This is a genomic window from Ruegeria arenilitoris (genome assembly GCF_013030265.1).
In the GTDB taxonomy this organism is placed as follows: domain Bacteria; phylum Pseudomonadota; class Alphaproteobacteria; order Rhodobacterales; family Rhodobacteraceae; genus Ruegeria; species Ruegeria arenilitoris_E.
In genome coordinates, this window is sequence record NZ_WPZQ01000003.1 from 425,767 (window position 1) to 443,029 (window position 17,263).

Genomic DNA, 17,263 nt, shown 5'->3' on the forward strand with positions numbered 1-17,263 from the left:
GCTATACTGGGTCAAGGCGTTGCCGGCTGATCCGGCCACGGGCAACCTTATGCCGGATACATTCCGCGGCGCGAACCCGCCAAGGAAGGGAATGAAGATGGCAAAAACAATCGGTAACCCGATCAGCTGGGCCGCCCAAAATCTTGGAGCGACCAGCGATCATATTGCGGAAAGCGTAACCCGGATTGGCAGTTCGGACACCCGGCATCTGCCAACCGTGCAAACTCTGACATTACAGGATCTGCGCGACAGCCTGAGGGCGGGATATCATGATTTCCTCGAAACACGCGCAGACGCGATCTTTGTGGTGTTGATCTACCCCATTGCGGGATTGCTCATGTTCGGGATCGGGCTGAACATGAATATGGTGCCTTTGCTGGCCCCGCTGATTGCAGGTTTCGCCCTGATCGGCCCGGTGGCAGCGGTTGGATTGTATGAAATCAGCCGCAAACGCGAACAAGGGGGGGCAGTGCACTGGCTGGATGCCTTTGGCGTTTTCCGATCACCTTCTTTCGGAGCCATTCTGGCGCTTGGATTTTATCTGGTCATGCTGCTGCTGGTTTGGCTCATGGTGGCGCAAGCTGTCTATGTGCTGACGCTTGGCCCCGAACCGCCAACATCCATCAGCGCCTTCGCCGCCGAGGTATTCACCACAGGCGCAGGTTGGAGCATGATCATTTTCGGCACAGCAATCGGGTTCCTGTTCGCGTTGGTCGCATTGGCCGTTAGCGTCGTCAGCTTTCCACTGCTGCTGGACAAAAAAGTGGGGCTGCCGGTGGCGGTGGTTACATCAGTCCGCGTGCTGCGGCACAATCCAGGCGTCATCCTGACCTGGGGCTTCATCGTCGCCGCATTGTTGGTGATCGGTACCATACCGATGTTATTGGGCCTGATTGTCGTCATGCCTGTATTGGGCCACGCAACATGGCACTTGTACCGCAGAGCTGTGTCTTGACCGGAATGGTACGCGCGGGGCGGGCCCGCGCGTTGAAATTCAGTCAGCCACTTTCAAGACGATCTTGCCGATATGGCCCGAGCTTTCCATGCGTGCATGGGCGGCTGCCGCGTCTGCCAGATCAAACTCGCTGTCCATGACCGGCGCAACTTTTCCAGCCTCCAGCAGTGGCCAAACAGCCTCGCGCAAATCCTGAGCAATCTTTGCCTTTGCCAGATCGCTTTGCGGGCGCAGTGTGCTTCCGGTCAGAGTCAGGCGTTTCACCATCATCAGCGCAAAGTTCAACTCGACGACGGGACCTTGCAGAAAGGCAATCTGAACAAGTCGCCCATCCTCGGCCAGGGCCTTGACGTTGCGCGGGATGTAGTCGCCGCCAACCATGTCCAGAATCAGGTTTGCACCTCCCTCGGCGCGCATGGCCGCGACGAAATCCTCATCCCGGTAGTTGATCGCTTTCTCGGCCCCAAGATTGACACAGGCTTCGCATTTCTCGGCCGATCCGGCCGTGGCAAACACCCGAGCACCAAAAGCGTTGGCCAATTGAATGGCTGTCGTGCCGATTCCGCTGGAGCCACCATGGACCAGAAAACGCTCTCCTGCCTTCAAACCACCACGCGTGAAGACATTGGACCAGACTGTAAAGAATGTCTCGGGCAGGCAGGCCGCTTCCTTCAGACCCATGCCTGTGGGGACTGGCAGACAATGAGCGGCAGGTGTTGCAACATATTCAGCGTATCCGCCACCAGGCAGCAACGCACAGACCTGATCCCCAATCGCAATCCCTTCGACCCCTGTGCCTATGGCCACGATTTCGCCCGAAGCCTCAAGCCCTGGCAAATCGCTGGCACCCGGAGGCGGATCATATGCCCCGGCCCGTTGCAATGCGTCCGGACGGTTCACACCGGCATAGGCGACCTTGATGATCACCTGACCTCCGCCCGGTTCCGGCATCGGACGCTCGGTCAGCTGCAGAACATCGGGGCCGCCCGGCGAAGTGATTTCAACGGCGCGCATCATCTGAGTCATGGGCAATTCTCCTTTGCCCCTTGCCTAGCAGCCAGACATGCAGACGCCTAGCGACAAGTTGCAGTCCCACCGTTATTTCCGGAACGATACCGAACCCGGTAGATCGGTGCGCATTTTGACAGGTGCCTTCACCTGGCCTGCCAGCCAGTTTGGGACAGCGAGGAACGGTTTGAACAACGGGTTCTCATTCACCTGCGCCTTGAGCTTTTCGAACTGCATCACACCCTCGATGCGACGATCCAGAAACTCCCATGTGGCCTGATAACCGGGCGTCTCGTCCCCCAGCCAGAACAACAACGTCGAGGAATAGACCCCCGACAGGGTGGCCCGTTTGGTGTACCAGTTCACGTCATCTGATGTATCGCCCAACGCGTCCCAGATAAGATCACATGTGCCCCAGATCGCCTTGGCGCCATCGGCGGCATAAACAGGCAGTGCAAAAAGCGTCACACCACGGCGCACCGCCTCTTTGTCCTCAACCGCCTGCAGGCGGAACCGGACCGCAGCCGCGATTTTCTCGCGAAACTTCAGGCCGCTCAGGTCTTCGGTCTTCAGCCGTTCCAGCATGGCCGCGTCGCCCCGCGCGTGAAACGCCAGCGCCAGATCAGCCGCCCCGCGCGGACAGATGGCGCGCGCCAGCCCATCGTCGATATCACTGTCTTCTATCGCCGCGCGAAAGCTTGTCTCGGACCAGCCATCAAAGGGGACGTGGTCAAGAATTGCGTTCAACAGCTGCTCTTTTGCGTCTTCGTAAGTCACGGTCATGGCGGTTCTCCGGTGTTCGGGCCCAGTACTAGACAAGTTAGGTGCGCTTTGCTATACGGCCAACTCCTGCAATTTCCTTGCAACTCGAATCTAGAAAGGTGGTGACAACCACATGCAGGTTAGTGTTCGCGACAACAATGTCGATCAGGCGCTTCGTGCCCTGAAGAAAAAGCTGCAGCGCGAAGGCGTGTTCCGTGAAATGAAGCTCAAGCAACATTTCGAGAAGCCGTCCGAGAAAAAAGCGCGCGAGAAAGCTGAAGCGATCCGCCGTGCCCGTAAACTGGCACGCAAGAAAGCCCAGCGCGAAGGTCTGCTCTAAGACTTTCCTCGTCCAGCTTTGGATGACACTATTTGACGACCCCCGAGGCATCGCCCGGGGGTTTGTCGTTTCCGGGGTCGGATACATTTCGCCGACTCGGCTCGTGCGCCAAGCGACAACCAGCCATTTGCCCCTCAGCAACATTTTGCCCGGCATCTTACAGCGCAGCGAATCTCGCGCTGGTAGCACCGCCTCGCCAAAACTCGCCTTCTGGAAATCCCTGTCTATGAACCCGGCACCGGGCCTTTGTAACTGGCGGCGTCTGCAAAGACACAACACCAAACGGAGGCAAAAATGTCGACTGCAAGTAGTATCGAACGAGAAATGCTGGCGCTGATCAATCAGGAGCGCACATCCCGCGGACTGGAGCCGCTGCAACTGGAAACACGCCTGAATGAATCATCTGAGGATCACAGCGAATGGATGCTGGCCACGGACACGTTCAGCCACACTGGTTCGGGTGGTTCCACCGCAACCCAGCGGATGGAAATGGCTGGCTTCGATTTTTCAGGCAGCTGGAGATCGGGCGAGAACATCGCGTGGCAATCCGAGCGTGGTGCACCCGGCATCAGTGATGATGTCCAACAGCTTCACCAGAACCTGATGAACAGCCCCGGTCACCGGGCCAATATCCTGAACCCGGATTTCAAATACATCGGTATCGGCGTTGAAACCGGTGACATGCAAGGATTTGACGCTGTAATGGTCACCCAGAACTTTGCCACAACCGATGCAGCGGTCATGCTGGACAATGGTGGGACCACCCCACCTGCCCCTACACCGCCAGTTGAAGAAACCCCGCAGCCAGAAGAACCGGTGGCCGAAGTACCTCAGCCCGAAGAACCCGTAACCGAAACGCCGGATACTGATGTCACCGAGACCGAAGAGCCGGAAACCGAAACTCCGGGAACCGACGTGACTGAAACCGAGGAACCGGAAGTCGAAACGCCGGATACCGACGTCACCGAAACCGAGGAACCGGAAGCTGAAACACCGGATACCGACGTGACCGAAACTGAGGAACCAGAAACCGAAACCCCAGGAACAGACGTCACGGAAACCGAAGAGCCGGAGACCGAAACGCCGGTGACTGAGACACCTGAACCAGAACAACCCGAATATGCATGCTTTGATGTTCAGGCCTTCCTTGCTGAGATCGAAGCATTCGTCCAATCCCTAAGAGCTCAGCTGGACCAATTCGACTGGAACGAAACCGAGCTGGCGGATTCAGAGCCCGAAACGGACGATTTCGAACTGGTCATGGCTGGTGAGAACAATCCTGCGTCCGAGTTGGAGACCACAAATTCGGATGTGGCGGAAGACACCTGCGGGGACGTCTTTGTGTTCAACTACTATGATGTTGATTTCATGATGGACGCCGCCTAACGGCTATCCGGTGCGGGGCTGGAATTTCCCGGCCTCGCACCATTCTTACTTTCGAGCCGTCAGTAAACCTTGGGAACATAGAGTTCATCAGGAAGTATGCGGCGCTCATACTCGGGATTGTAACGACGATCCGGGAGCGTGACCTTTTCCTGCGGTACGTCGTCATACGGAATTCTGGTCAGCAGGTGCTCGATACAGTTCAGGCGTTCGCGCTTCTTGTCATTGCCCTCAACGATGTACCACGGTGCTTCTGGAATGTTGGTGCGGAAGAACATGTCTTCTTTGGCCTTGGTGTAGGACTCCCAGCGAATTCGGGATTCCAGATCCATCGGTGAAAGTTTCCACTGTTTCATCGGATCATGAATACGCATCAGGAATCGCAACTGCTGTTCTTCATCCGTGATCGAGAACCAGTATTTCAGCAGAATGATGCCCGAACGGACGAGCATACGTTCGAATTCGGGAACGTCCTGAAAAAACTGCTCGACCTGATCTTCGGTTGCAAAGCCCATAACGCGTTCGACACCCGCCCGGTTGTACCATGACCGGTCGAACAGCACGATTTCTCCGGCAGCAGGCAAATGCGGAACATAGCGCTGAAAATACCACTGGCTTTGCTCACGGCGGCTGGGTGCGGGCAACGCGACTACGCGCGCAACCCGCGGGTTCAGGCGTTGCGTGATCCGCTTGATCACCCCCCCCTTGCCCGCACTGTCACGGCCTTCGAACAAAATACATACCTTGGCACCGGTGTGCTGAACCCAATCCTGAACCTTGATCAGTTCAGCCTGCAGACGCAGCAGATTGCGGAAATACACCTTGCGGTTCAGCATTTCGGGATGCTGGTCGCGATAGATCTTGCGGACTTCCATCGAGAGCATCGGCTCGCTGAACTCGATCTCAAAATCTTCGTCCAGCGTATCTTCCAGCTCAGCTTCCAGCCAGTCTTTGGGCTCGTAGTTGTTTTCGTAAGCCAAGGTCTGCTCCTTATCTTTCATCGGGTTCGGACCGTAACGGGCGTGTGTAAACAGCGGATGTCATAAAAACGGTCATGCGCGTTCCGAGACATGAATGTGAACCTGTCGGGGGCGGGATACAAGCGTCTGGATTGACGCAATGACAAGCAGTTGACGTCATACGCAATTCTGAGTCCAAGTTGGTCCACAACCCGGAGGTACCTTTGGCGCTCTTTCTTGCTCTTCTCCCAACGATCTGGCCCTGGCTCATTCTGGTGCTTAGTCAGATTTTCGCACTATCTGGCCAGCGTCTTCTGAGTTTGGTGATGCTGCTGCTGTTTGGCTTTGTGACTACTACGTTAGGTCTGATCACACTTCCGGGTTTGCTGATTGCCACCCTTGGATTGATAGGTGCCTCCTATTTGCCCCGCCTGAAGGGTTTGGCAGCTATACTCGGACATCTTGCGCTGATCATATGGAGCCTCGCTCTGGGCGCTCACCTGATGCCGGGTTTCAATAATCTTCTGGTTCTGGATCAGGTGAATGCCGGACCGGACAGTGGGCCATTCACGATGTACCTGAACCTGGATAAACCCATCGTGTTCTTTGCTGTCCTGTTGGCCTGCCCCATGATCATCAACGGTGCGATACCCACCCGCCGACTGCCACTGATTATCGGTATATTACTCCTTCCGGCGCTGTTCCTTTTGGGTGCCACGTCCGGGGCAGTCCGGCCTGAACTCGGTCTGCCTGCCTGGTGGATGATCTTTGCCTTCTCAAATCTGTTTCTGACCAGCCTGACAGAAGAGGCCTTCTTTCGCGGTTATCTGCAGTCCGTTTTGACAACAAAAACCGGTCCTGCCATCGGGATCACCCTTGCCAGCATTCTGTTCGGCTTGGTTCATTTTGGCGGAGGGCCAGCGCTGGTTCTCTTTGCCTCAATCCTGGGGCTCGCTTGTGGATTGGGCTATTATGCGACCGGCAGACTGTGGGTACCGACGCTGATGCATTTCGGGTTCAACTTCACACATCTGGCCCTGTTCACCTATCCCGGTCCGGCCTGAGGATAACCTAGACGGGCAATGCGGTCGTTTTGAACACCGTACGCAGGGCAAAAGAACTTTGCATCTGTGCTACGCCCGGCAAGCGCGACAGATACTGACGGTGAATGCGTGCGAAGTCCTCGGTGTTTTCGGCAACGACCTTGAGGATGTAGTCAGCCGTCCCTGCCATAAGATGGCATTCCAGCACGTCGGGAATGCGCCGAACCGCCTTCTCAAAAGCCTCAAGCAACTCTTCAGCTTGCCCTTGCAACGTAATCTCAACGAAAACTGTCGTCGGCACGCCCATTTTGCGCGCATCAAGCAGCGCAACGTAATCGCGGATAAAACCCTCAGCCTCCAGACGCTGAACGCGACGATGACACGCCGACGGTGACAGGTTCACCTGCTCGGACAGTTCCGAGTTCGACATTCTGCCTTTGCGCTGCAGTGCAGCTAAGATCTTTTTGTCGGTTGTATCAAGGCTCATTCACGCACATCCGTCGCAAGAAACTGGTATTTCTTCGAATATTCTCCCATACCTTTACTTGTCAATGCATCGAGTTTCACAAAAATTGCACCCGAATTTGCACATAATTTAAGCAGTTTATGAACGGAGAGCCCTAATGAAAATCGGTTGCCCCAAGGAAATCAAACCCCAGGAATTCCGCGTCGGCATGACCCCGAACGCCGCTCAGGAAGCGGTTGCCCGAGGACATGAAGTAATCATCGAAACCGGAGCCGGCATGGGTTCGGGCTTTGACAATGACGCCTATATCGCTGCCGGTGCCCGCATCGTTGACACGGCGGCAGAGGTCTTTGCCACAGCCGACATGATCGTGAAGGTCAAGGAACCGCAGGCCGGTGAGCGCAAGATGCTGCGCGAAGGTCAGCTGCTGTTCACCTACCTGCACCTGGCACCGGATCCGGATCAAACGCACGATCTGTTGGAATCTGGCTGTACTGCCATCGCTTATGAAACCGTGACGGACGCGAATGGCGGCCTGCCCCTGCTGGCCCCGATGTCCGAGGTTGCGGGGCGTCTGGCACCTCAGGTCGGATCGTGGACTTTGCAGAAAGCCAATGGTGGTCGCGGTGTTCTGATGGGCGGCGTTCCCGGTGTCAGCCCGGCCAAGGTGGTTGTGATCGGTGGCGGCGTCGTGGGTACTCATGCCGCGCAGGTTGCTGCCGGAATGGGCGCAGACGTTACTGTTCTGGACCGCTCGCTGCCGCGTCTTCGCTATCTGGACGATGTATTCGGTGGCCGGTTCAAGAACCAGTACTCGACTGCTGGTGCCACCGCAGAGCTGATTCAGGAAGCCGACATGGTGATCGGCGCTGTTCTGATCCCGGGTGCAGCGGCGCCCAAGTTGGTCACCCGCGCACAGCTTTCAACCATGAAGCCCGGCGCAGTTCTGGTAGACGTCGCCATCGACCAGGGCGGCTGTTTTGAAACGTCCAAAGCGACCACCCATGCGGATCCGATCTATGAGGTGGATGGCATCATGCACTACTGCGTCGCCAACATGCCGGGCGCAGTTGCACGGACATCCACCATCGCGCTGGGTAACGCGACGATGCCGTTCATGCTGGCGCTGGCCGATAAGGGCTGGAAGCAGGCATGTCAGGATGATCCGCATCTTTTGGCCGGCCTCAATGTGCACGCAGGTCAGCTGACCTATTATGCCGTCGGCAAGGCGTTGGGCATCGACGTCGTATCACCCAATGTCGTGATCAAAAGCTGATCGTGGCGACCGATTGATTGTCTAAAGAAACAGCGCCGCGCAATTGCGCGGCGCTTTGCCCAACGGGAAGTGGGCATTTGTAATGCCCAATTGACGGGCGGGAGGGCTCAGCCCTTTTTCTGGATTTCCACCGAATGCGGATAGGGAATCGAAACACCTTTGGCATCAAAGGCTTCTTTCACCGCTTTGGTCGTCTCAAATTTGACGTCCCAAAAATCCGGCGCGTTACACCACAGACGTGCGGTCAGATCGACAGAGCTATCCCCCAGATTGGTCACCCGTACCCATGGTTCCGGATCGCTCAGGATGCGGCTATCGGCTTTGGCGACATCAAGAATGATGTTCATCGCTTCATCGGCATTGTCACCGTAGTCGATCCCAAACACCAGATCGACGCGGCGCGTATCATGCGCGGAGAAGTTTGTGATGATCGATCCCCAGGCCTGACCATTGGGAACAATGATCTGCACATTGTCCGGAGTTACAAGCTCGGTCGTGAACAGGTTCAGATCCTTGACCGTACCAGAGGTGCCCCCGATGTCGACATATTGGCCCAGTTTGTAGGGCCGGAACACGACCAGCATGACGCCCGCAGCCAAGTCGCTGAGCGTGCCCTGCAGCGCCAGACCGATGGCAAGCGAAGCTGCACCAAGAATAGCGACGATACTGGTGGCCTGAATTCCGAAGATCCCCAGAACGGCGACCAGCACTATGGCAAGGATCACCCATTTCACCATGCTCGCGGCGAAATTCCCCAATGTGGGGTCGATCTGCGGAGTTTTGTTTATCCGACGCCGCACCATTCCAGCAATCGCTCCGGCCACAATCCAACCCAGGATTATGACGATCAGCGCTTTGACCGCATTCATGATCAGCGGGGCAAACGCGCCCATCTGTGTTACGACCTCGTCCACGCGCATCTCCTTTCAAGTAACAACAAACCCGCGTCTTTTGCGCGGGATCATGCAAATATTGTGCGAAAATAGCATTTTGGTCTAGGTGCGAGTTGTTCCGGTTTTCCCCGTTGTTCCTCAACACACATCCGCTGACCAACCACGCACATGACAGATACTGGCAAGATCGCGATCCCATGCCTAGCTTCTGAGAGCAGCCCGAAAAGGAGCGTCTCATGCTGGATACCACATCACATCCCATTACCGGCCGCTGGCCCGCCAAGCACCCGGACAGGATTCAACTCTATTCCTTTCCAACTCCGAACGGGGTCAAAGCCTCGATCATGTTGGAAGAAACCGGCCTGCCCTATGAACCCCATCTGGTCACTCTTTCGGATTCGGACGTCAAAAGCCCCGAGTTCCTGTCGCTGAACCCAAATAACAAAATCCCGGCCATCATTGACCCCCATGGCCCGGACGGAGAGCCGCTTGGCCTTTTCGAAAGCGGTGCGATCCTAATTTATCTTGCGGAAAAGAGTGGCAAGTTTCTGGGACAGACCAAAGCTGACAAGTACCGCGTGATTCAATGGGTCATGTTCCAGATGGGTGGCGTCGGTCCGATGTTCGGTCAATTGGGCTATTTCCACAAATTCGCAGGCAGCGAGATTGAAGACCCCCGCCCTCGCGAGCGTTATGTGAACGAGGCAAAACGACTGCTGAATGTTCTGAACCAGCAGCTTGAGGGTCAGGACTGGATTGCCGGTGAGTATTCGATTGCCGATATCGCCATCGCGCCATGGCTGCGCGGGCTCGAATTCTACGGCGCACACGACCTTGTCGGCTGGGAGGACCATTCCAACGTTGTGGCCTATCTCGACCGTTTCCTGGAACGGCCAGCGGTGCAAAAAGGTCTGGTCACACCTGCGCGGGACTGATCGCGTCAGCGATTTTTTCAGCAATCATGATAGTGGGCGCATTGGTGTTACCACCGATCAAGGTCGGCATAACTGATGCGTCCACCACCCGCAGCCCATCAACCCCATGTACCCGGCCTTCAAGATCAACGACGGCCATGTCATCGACACCCATCTTGCAGGTTCCCACGGGGTGATAAATCGTGTCCGCCCGGTTGCGAATATCTGCCTCAAGCGCCTGATCGCTGCCGTCATGCGCATACAACCGTTTGGCGCGCCACGGCTCTAGCGGCGACGCCTCAAGGATCGTTTCCATAATCTGAGCGCCCCGTTTCAACAGGTCCAGATCGCGATCGTCGCTGAGATACGCCGGATCAATGCGCGGTGGTGCGCCAGCGCGATCTGCAGTCAAACCAACACTGCCCCGACTGAACGGACGCAAAACACAGACATGGCAGGAAAAGCCGTGGTGAAGGTGAATCTTGCGCATGTGATCGTCAACAATCCCGACGACAAAGTGCAGCTGAAGATCCGGCCTGGGAACCGACGGGTCGGACTTGAAGAACGCGCCACCTTCGGCAAATGGAGATGCGAACAGGCCCTCTCCGCTTCGGCGCCAGTCTAAGCCCGCCTTGGCCAGGTTCCATAACCCACCCGGTGTCAGGCCGATCACATCCTTACGTTTTGATCGATAACTCAGGACATAATCCAGATGGTCCTGAAGATTCTGACCAACACCCGGCAAATCATGCAGAACCGGAATACCATGCTGGGCCAATTCGGATTCAGGCCCGATCCCAGACAGCATCAGCAGTTGTGGGGAACCAAATGCGCCACCGGAAACAATGACTTCCTGACGGGCGCGGATTTCGACAATCTTCTTCTTGTGGCGCACCTGTACGCCGGTCGCCCGCTTCTGATCAAAGAGGACTTTCTGAGCCTCGGCACCGGTCAGGATCGTCAGGTTCTGCCGCAGTTTCACATCGCGCAGATAAGCGGCAGCGGCTGAACATCGTTCGCCCTTGTGCGACCCGTCGTGAAACTGTGTCACCTGATACAGGCCTGCCCCTTCTTGCTCTGGCCCGTTGAAATCATCCGTTTCGCGGATTTGCTGCTGGCCGCAGGCTTCAACGAAGGCATGAGAGATGGCGCGAGGCTCGGATTGATCGGCAACCTGCAGGGGACCACTTGCCCCATGCAGGTCATCGGCACCACGCGCATTGCCCTCTGCCCTTCGGAAATAGGGCAACACGCTTTGCCAATCCCACCCCTCGCAACCAAGATCGGCCCATTCGTCGTAGTCGCTGGGATGGCCACGCACATAGAGCATCGCGTTGATTGCCGATGATCCGCCTAGCGCCTTGCCCCGTGGCTGAAATCCTTTGCGCCCGTTCAATTCCGGTTGTGGCACCGTGTGAAAGGCCCAGTTGTTCAGCTTGGGCCGCCCCGAGATCATGGCCGCAACAAGGGCCGGAGCCCGGATCAGAAGGTCCTCTCCGGCTCCGCCAGCTTCGATCAGGCAAACGCTTGTATCCGGGTGTTCACTAAGACGGGCCGCCATGACACAGCCAGCAGAACCACCACCTACAATGACATAGTCGAATTCCATGGCCGCCTCTCCCGCTGCTGTCTGAAACAACGGTAGAAAGCACGCAGAAATCCGGCAATCAGAACGTAACGTGAGTTACTTTGGCAATTTTCCGGTCAGGACATAGCGCAGCACTTCCACCACCTGTGAAGGCTGTTCGGCCACAGCCAGAGCAGCAGCATCAACCTCTTTCAGCGCATGCTGGTGGTCGGGACCGTGCAGAACGATCAGTGATTTTCCCAACGCCGCCGCGTATCCCGCATCAAAGGCCGCGTTCCACTGTTTGTATTTGTCGCCAAACCGCACAACGACCACATCCGCATCTGAAATCCCCTTTCGGGTACGGATCGCATTGACCATCGCGCCCTTGTGGTCGTGCCAGTACTTGTTCGGCTCGGCACCCAGAATGGCTACACCGCAATCGTCGCTGGCATCGTGATCGGTCACGGGGCTGTTAAAGATAATGTCCAAACCCTGTGCACCGTCGATGATCTGTTCGCGCCAGTCGGTGTGGATTTCACCAGAGAGGTATACGTTCAGGCCCATAGCAAACTCCGAATTTGTTTCAGAGCATGCATAGGACACAATGGGCGCTGGCCCAATGCGGAAAGTGTCGGTTCGGGCTTAAATCTTGCGCGCCACCAAAAACCGTCTTGCATCGCGTACCGGGAAACTGTCGCATTCGACGATTTCGAATCCGGCTCTTTCAACGGCTGCATCCAGCTCTGCTTCGGACAGAAACCGCACAAACGGCGCTTTGCCCAGCAACTGCATGACCGGCAAAGCCAACCGTACAGCTTGAAACCGCAGGTTTATGCCGCGTTGTGGTGGGCAGAAAGTTTTTGAGATGAACAAACCACCCGGCTTCATCACCTCATGAACAGAGGCCAGAGCCGCATTCAGGTCTTCGACCAGATGCAACACATTGAATGCCAGCACCACGTCGTAGGACCAGGAGGGAGGACGGCATGCATCAGCCTGAACAAAGGCCACGTTTTCGATCTGCTGCTCGGCCGCGTTCTTCTGACCGACCGCCAGCATGCAGGGGGAAACATCGCTGGCGGTAATCGTATCGGCATAGGGGGACAGGCGCAGCGCGGTCATTCCCGTGCCACATCCCAGTTCCAACACGTCGTCGGTTTTCTTGAGATAGGAAGCAGTCCGTTCGAGCGTATGCTCATAGGAATCCATATCCTTTATTGGGCTTCGGGCATATTTTTCAGCCACTCCGTCCCAGAATTTCGCGGCGGTCGTCATGAGGGGGTCTCCTTTGCAGGCAAACTACTCATGCAAATACCGAATAAAAATTGCCGAAATTTGCAGATTACTTATACATATTTGTATGAAACAACTCGGCGACTTTGACTGGAATCACATCCGCGCCTTTCTGGCGACGGCCGAGACCGGGTCGTTTTCTGCAGCTGCCCGTAATTTGGGGCAGACGCAACCAACGCTCAGCCGACAGATCGCGGCGCTCGAGCAAGATCTGGGTGTGATGCTGTTTGAACGTGTAGGGCGCGCATTAGAGATCACACAGGCCGGAATGGAATTGCTGGAGCATACCCGGTTGATGGGTGATGCAGCGAACCAAATTGCACTGACCGCTTCGGGACAGGCACAATCCATCGACGGGCTGGTCCGCATCACCGCCAGCGATGTGATGTCTGCCTATTTCCTGCCAGACCTGTTGCGCGAAGTACGGGCGCAGGCTCCGCGCCTGAGAATCGACGTGATCGCCTCGAATGACATTCAGGACCTGATGCGCCGTGAGGCAGATATTGCGATCCGTCATGTACGACCGGAACAGCCCGAACTGATCGCCAAACTGGTGCAGGAAGCCTCGGGTCATTTCTATGCCACGACCAAATATCTGAACCACGCCGGGCGCCCTAAATCCAAGCACGACTTGTCACAGCATGAATTCATCAGCTTCGGCAATACAGATCAGATGATCGCCTATCTGAAGCCACTGGGCATTCACCTGAGCGATGAAAATTTTAGGTTGGGATCACAGAACGGAATCGTGGCCTGGGAATACGCCAAGCAGGGTTTTGGTATCGCACCCATGTCTGAGGTTGTGGGCGATGCAACACCCGGCGTCGAACGAGTGATGCCCGGAATGGAACCCATCAAATTTCCGATCTGGCTGACCACCCATCGCGAGTTACATACCAGCCGCCGCATCCGGTTGGTCTTTGATCTGCTGGCCGACTACCTGTCCAAATAACAAAACGCGCCCGAAGGCGCGTTTAATAAAAGATACGCAGTGGCTTTATCCGCGCAGGACACCGCCAGTTGCCTTGGTGACCTTGGCGATGATCTTCTCAGCCACGGCTTCGATGTCTTTTTCCTTCAGCGTCACATCTGTCGGCTGCAAACGCACGGTGATCGCCAGAGATTTCTTGCCTTCACCCACGCTGCCACCAATGAATTCGTCAAAGACGCGGACGTCTTCGATCAACGCTTTGTCGGCACCAGCCGCGGCATTGACCAGCGTCAGCGCCTCGACGCCTTCATCGACAACAAAGGCAAAGTCCCGCTCGACCGCTTGCAGGTCGCGCAATTCCAGCGCGGCACGGGTCGCACCGGACTTACGGGGCAGAGGCACCTCATCCGGCCAGATGGTGAAGGCCATTGCCGGGCCTTTGACGTCCATTGCCTGCAGGATGCGCGGGTGCAGTTCACCAAACACGCCCAGTACCTTTTTCGGACCCAGACAGATTTTGCCGTGACGGCCCGGATGCCACCAGGCATCGCCATCACGCAGGATCTGAACCTTCGCGGGCGCACCGATAGCGGCCAGCACAGCCTCGGCATCCGCTTTGGCGTCGAACACATCGACAGGGCGTGACGCCCCGTGCACATCCTTGGGACCATTGCGACCAACCAGCAGGCCGGTGATCTGGGTTTTCTGGTCGCCGGGCTCACCATCATGGAAGACAGGGCCGACCTCGAACAACGCCACGTCCGCATATCCACGCGCCTGATTGCGGGCCGCGGCCTGCAGCAGACCGGGCAGCAGATCGGGGCGCATATGGCTCATCTCGGACGAGATCGGGTTTTCCAGCTGCGTGGCTTCATCCCCGCCACCGAACAGAGCGGCAGAGGCCTGATCAATGAAGGTATAGGAAACACATTCGTTGTATCCCAGCGCGGCACAGGTGCGCCGCGCCATCGACTGACGGCGTTGAGTCGGTGTCATCACCGGCTTAGGAATGCCATCGGTCACACGCGGCAGCGGTTTGCCCTGCAACTTGGTCAGGGACGCAATCCGCGCAACCTCTTCCACCAGATCAGCCTCACCCATGATATCGGGTCGCCAGCTGGGAACGTGGGCCATCTCACCTTCCAGGCGGAAGCCCAGACGGGTCAGGGTTTGACGTTGCTCGGCCTCGGGAATGTCCATGCCAACCAGCGACTGCACGCGCTCAGCATCCAGCTTGTAGGCCCGTGCGTGGTTCGGTGCTTTGCCCGCTTCGACCACCTTGGACACTTCGCCGCCGCAGATATCCAGGATCATCTGTGTGGCATGTTCCAGCCCTTCCAGCGTGTACTCAGGATCCACGCCACGCTCAAAGCGATAGCGCGCGTCCGAGTTGATCTTCAGAGCACGACCGGTCAGCGCGATCTGCACGTGATCCCAGAACGCGCTTTCGAGGAAGACGTTCACGGTCTCTTCGGTACAGCCGGTTTCCTCACCGCCCATGATACCAGCGATGGATTCGGGACCTTTGTCGTCCGAAATCACCATCATGCCGGGCTGCAGGGTGTATTCCTTCTCATCCAACGCAACCAACTTTTCGCCACCCTTGGCGCGGTGCACACGCAGGTTGCCCTGTACCTTGTCAGCATCAAACACGTGCAACGGACGGTTCTGATCGAAGGTCATGTAGTTGGTGATATCAACCAGTGCCGAGATCGGGCGCAGGCCGATTGCCTTTAGCTGATCCTGCAGCCATTGCGGGCTGGGGCCGTTCTTGACGCCCTTGATCAGACGACCGGTGAAATGCGGGCAGCCGTCCAACGTGTCTTCATCAATGGTCACCTTGATCGGGCTTTCATAATCACCCGGCACAGGCACATAGTCGCGCTGCTTCAGCGTACCGATACCGCGCGCCGCAAGGTCGCGGGCAATCCCTTCGACACCCAGCGCATCGGGGCGGTTCGGGGTGATCGCGATCTCGATCATCGGATCGACCTTCGAGGGGTCGTTCTCGGCCAGCCAGTCGACGAACTTGTCGCCCACCTCGCCCGAGGGCAGCTCGATGATGCCGTCATGCTCGTCCGACAGCTCCAGCTCGCGCTCCGAGGCCATCATGCCAAAGCTTTCGACGCCGCGGATCTTGCCGACGCTGATGGTCAGGTCCAGACCGGGGATGTACATGCCCGGTTTGCAGACGACGACAGTGATCCCTTCGCGCGCATTTGGGGCACCGCAGATGATCTGCAGCTCACCCTCATCGGTATTAACCTTGCAGACGCGCAGCTTGTCAGCATCCGGGTGTTTCTCGGCATGCTTCACATAGCCAAGGGTGAAATCCTTCAGCCGGTCCGCCGGGTTCACGATCTCTTCGACCTCAAGCCCGAGATCGGTCAGCGTCTCGGCAATCTCATCTACCGACGCATCTGTGTCGAGGTGGTCTTTCAGCCAGGACAGAGTGAATTTCATTGCACGGGGCCTTTTTTGGCAAACATCCAGTCGGCACAGGCAATGGCAAAGATTGGACCAAGGTGCAAGCGCTGCGCGTCACGGATAGGTGGGGGTGCGGCCCAAAAGCTCATCCAACTGCCAACCGATCCAGCCATGCGGGATGAAATGCCCGCCAGGATGGGTGTCCAGCGTAACCTGACCCTGCGCGCAATTGGTCCATTCCACACGGCTGAGTGTCAGAAACGGCCTCACGCTCCAATCGCCGCGCGGGGTCGCACCATTGCAGTTGTACTTTTCCCGCCACAGCGCCACCGGATAGGTCGTGTCGCCACCCGGACCAAAGGGGAAATCCATCACCGTATCATCCGTCCCATGCACATGGCGCACCTGAGCCGGCGCTTGTGGGCAATCCTCGGTCTGGCGGATCGATCCTGCGATGGCGAGCAATGCCGCCGTATCGTTGCCCGACTGACAGACATAGCGCCATGCCATCGCACCACCGAAAGAATAGCCCGAGACGTAAATACGCTGCGGATCAATTGGATACCGTTGCGCAACGTCCTCCAGCACGCGATTGGCAAACTCTACATCCCCGGTTTCGGGTGACCAAAAGTTCCAGCTTTTGCCCAATCCGTTCGGTGCCACCAGCAGCACACCCCGCAGTTTCGTCGCGCCTGCAATGCGTTCATGGTTCACGACAACACTGCCTTGCCGCGCCCAGCCGTGGAAATGCAGCAACACCGGCAGAGGCGTTTCGCCGTCCCAGCCATCGGGTTCCAGCACATGATACGAGCGGTCGCCAAGGTCACAGGCGATGTCACCATGGCAGGTTTCGATTGCGGTGGCTTGGGTGGCAGTCAGCAGAAGCAGGCAAAACAGTCGATAGATCATAGGCCTGAGCCTAGTCAGACTCGCGGGACTGTCACGTAACATATTGGTGTAGGCCGGGCTTCAGCCCGGCAACCGGCTCATGGCGGGCTGAAGCCCGCCCTACATCCGATCAAAGCCCCAAGCCGCGCGATCAC

The 17,263-nt window shown here is 57.1% G+C and carries 17 protein-coding genes; 7 read left to right on the forward strand and 10 right to left on the reverse strand.

All coding sequences use genetic code 11. The features are described from left to right. Nucleotides 1-97: 97 nt before the first annotated feature. Nucleotides 98-955, forward strand: a complete 858-nt coding sequence (locus tag GOX61_RS07395) for a DUF2189 domain-containing protein (RefSeq protein WP_170332499.1) — start codon at nt 98-100, stop codon at nt 953-955. Nucleotides 956-994: 39 nt separating this feature from the next. On the opposite strand, the gene GOX61_RS07400 is transcribed toward GOX61_RS07395, so the two are convergent. Together GOX61_RS07400 and GOX61_RS07405 are read right to left on the reverse strand one after the other, a co-directional pair. Then, nucleotides 995-1,981 (reverse strand): NAD(P)H-quinone oxidoreductase, encoded by a 987-nt coding sequence (locus GOX61_RS07400; RefSeq protein ID WP_170332501.1) that lies wholly within the window; start codon nt 1,979-1,981, stop codon nt 995-997. Between the two features lie 72 nt (nt 1,982-2,053). After that, nucleotides 2,054-2,746 carry a COQ9 family protein gene (locus GOX61_RS07405; RefSeq protein WP_170332503.1) on the reverse strand — a complete coding sequence of 231 codons (693 nt, stop codon included), beginning with the start codon at nt 2,744-2,746 and terminating at the stop codon, nt 2,054-2,056. Nucleotides 2,747-2,858: 112 nt separating this feature from the next. On the opposite strand from GOX61_RS07405, the gene rpsU reads away from it, so the two are divergent. Together rpsU and GOX61_RS07415 are read left to right on the forward strand one after the other, a co-directional pair. Beyond that, the gene (gene rpsU, locus GOX61_RS07410; RefSeq protein WP_005614280.1) at nt 2,859-3,065 is read left to right on the forward strand and encodes a 30S ribosomal protein S21; all 207 of its coding nucleotides are present in this window, start codon (nt 2,859-2,861) and stop codon (nt 3,063-3,065) included. A 294-nt stretch (nt 3,066-3,359) separates the two neighbouring features. Further along, nucleotides 3,360-4,451 carry a CAP domain-containing protein gene (locus GOX61_RS07415; protein WP_170332504.1) on the forward strand — a complete coding sequence of 364 codons (1,092 nt, stop codon included), beginning with the start codon at nt 3,360-3,362 and terminating at the stop codon, nt 4,449-4,451. A gap of 59 nt (nt 4,452-4,510) precedes the next feature. Here the strand turns inward: GOX61_RS07415 and ppk2 are convergent, their stop codons facing one another. Beyond that, on the reverse strand, nt 4,511-5,449 hold the full coding sequence (gene ppk2, locus GOX61_RS07420) for a polyphosphate kinase 2 (RefSeq protein ID WP_155142089.1): 939 nt from the start codon (nt 5,447-5,449) through the stop codon (nt 4,511-4,513). A gap of 182 nt (nt 5,450-5,631) precedes the next feature. Here ppk2 and GOX61_RS07425 point away from each other — a divergent pair, with 182 nt between their 5' ends. Further along, nucleotides 5,632-6,471, forward strand: a complete 840-nt coding sequence (locus GOX61_RS07425) for a CPBP family intramembrane glutamic endopeptidase (protein WP_170332506.1) — start codon at nt 5,632-5,634, stop codon at nt 6,469-6,471. A 7-nt stretch (nt 6,472-6,478) separates the two neighbouring features. On the opposite strand, the gene GOX61_RS07430 is transcribed toward GOX61_RS07425, so the two are convergent. Further along, nucleotides 6,479-6,937: an Lrp/AsnC family transcriptional regulator gene (locus GOX61_RS07430; protein ID WP_155142093.1), complete on the reverse strand. Its 459-nt coding sequence runs from the start codon at nt 6,935-6,937 to the stop codon at nt 6,479-6,481. 136 nt (nt 6,938-7,073) lie between these two features. On the opposite strand from GOX61_RS07430, the gene ald reads away from it, so the two are divergent. Then, on the forward strand, nt 7,074-8,192 hold the full coding sequence (gene ald, locus GOX61_RS07435) for an alanine dehydrogenase (protein WP_155142095.1): 1,119 nt from the start codon (nt 7,074-7,076) through the stop codon (nt 8,190-8,192). Nucleotides 8,193-8,299: 107 nt separating this feature from the next. Here the strand turns inward: ald and GOX61_RS07440 are convergent, their stop codons facing one another. Continuing rightward, nucleotides 8,300-9,085 (reverse strand): mechanosensitive ion channel family protein, encoded by a 786-nt coding sequence (locus GOX61_RS07440; protein ID WP_244327842.1) that lies wholly within the window; start codon nt 9,083-9,085, stop codon nt 8,300-8,302. Between the two features lie 236 nt (nt 9,086-9,321). On the opposite strand from GOX61_RS07440, the gene GOX61_RS07445 reads away from it, so the two are divergent. Further along, nucleotides 9,322-10,020: a glutathione S-transferase family protein gene (locus GOX61_RS07445; RefSeq protein WP_155142099.1), complete on the forward strand. Its 699-nt coding sequence runs from the start codon at nt 9,322-9,324 to the stop codon at nt 10,018-10,020. On the opposite strand, the gene GOX61_RS07450 is transcribed toward GOX61_RS07445, so the two are convergent. The 3 genes from GOX61_RS07450 to GOX61_RS07460 all read right to left on the reverse strand — a co-directional run bounded on the left by GOX61_RS07450 (nt 10,001) and on the right by GOX61_RS07460 (nt 12,844). After that, complete coding sequence (locus tag GOX61_RS07450; protein ID WP_170332510.1) at nt 10,001-11,608, reverse strand: GMC family oxidoreductase; 1,608 nt, start codon at nt 11,606-11,608, stop codon at nt 10,001-10,003. The genes GOX61_RS07445 and GOX61_RS07450 overlap by 20 nt on opposite strands. 75 nt (nt 11,609-11,683) lie before the next feature. Then, a complete protein-coding gene (locus tag GOX61_RS07455; protein ID WP_170332513.1) occupies nt 11,684-12,133 on the reverse strand; it encodes a YtoQ family protein in 450 nt (149 codons plus the stop codon). Between the two features lie 78 nt (nt 12,134-12,211). Beyond that, nucleotides 12,212-12,844, reverse strand: coding sequence for a class I SAM-dependent methyltransferase (locus GOX61_RS07460; RefSeq protein WP_170332515.1), 633 nt, complete (start codon nt 12,842-12,844; stop codon nt 12,212-12,214). Nucleotides 12,845-12,929: 85 nt separating this feature from the next. Between GOX61_RS07460 and GOX61_RS07465 the strand changes: the two genes are divergently transcribed. Further along, on the forward strand, nt 12,930-13,814 hold the full coding sequence (locus GOX61_RS07465; protein WP_170332517.1) for a LysR family transcriptional regulator: 885 nt from the start codon (nt 12,930-12,932) through the stop codon (nt 13,812-13,814). A 45-nt stretch (nt 13,815-13,859) separates the two neighbouring features. On the opposite strand, the gene pheT is transcribed toward GOX61_RS07465, so the two are convergent. After that, nucleotides 13,860-16,256 (reverse strand): phenylalanine--tRNA ligase subunit beta, encoded by a 2,397-nt coding sequence (gene pheT / locus GOX61_RS07470; protein ID WP_170332519.1) that lies wholly within the window; start codon nt 16,254-16,256, stop codon nt 13,860-13,862. Between the two features lie 78 nt (nt 16,257-16,334). After that, nucleotides 16,335-17,129: an alpha/beta hydrolase family esterase gene (locus GOX61_RS07475; RefSeq protein WP_170332521.1), complete on the reverse strand. Its 795-nt coding sequence runs from the start codon at nt 17,127-17,129 to the stop codon at nt 16,335-16,337. Between the last annotated feature and the right edge of the window lie 134 nt (nt 17,130-17,263).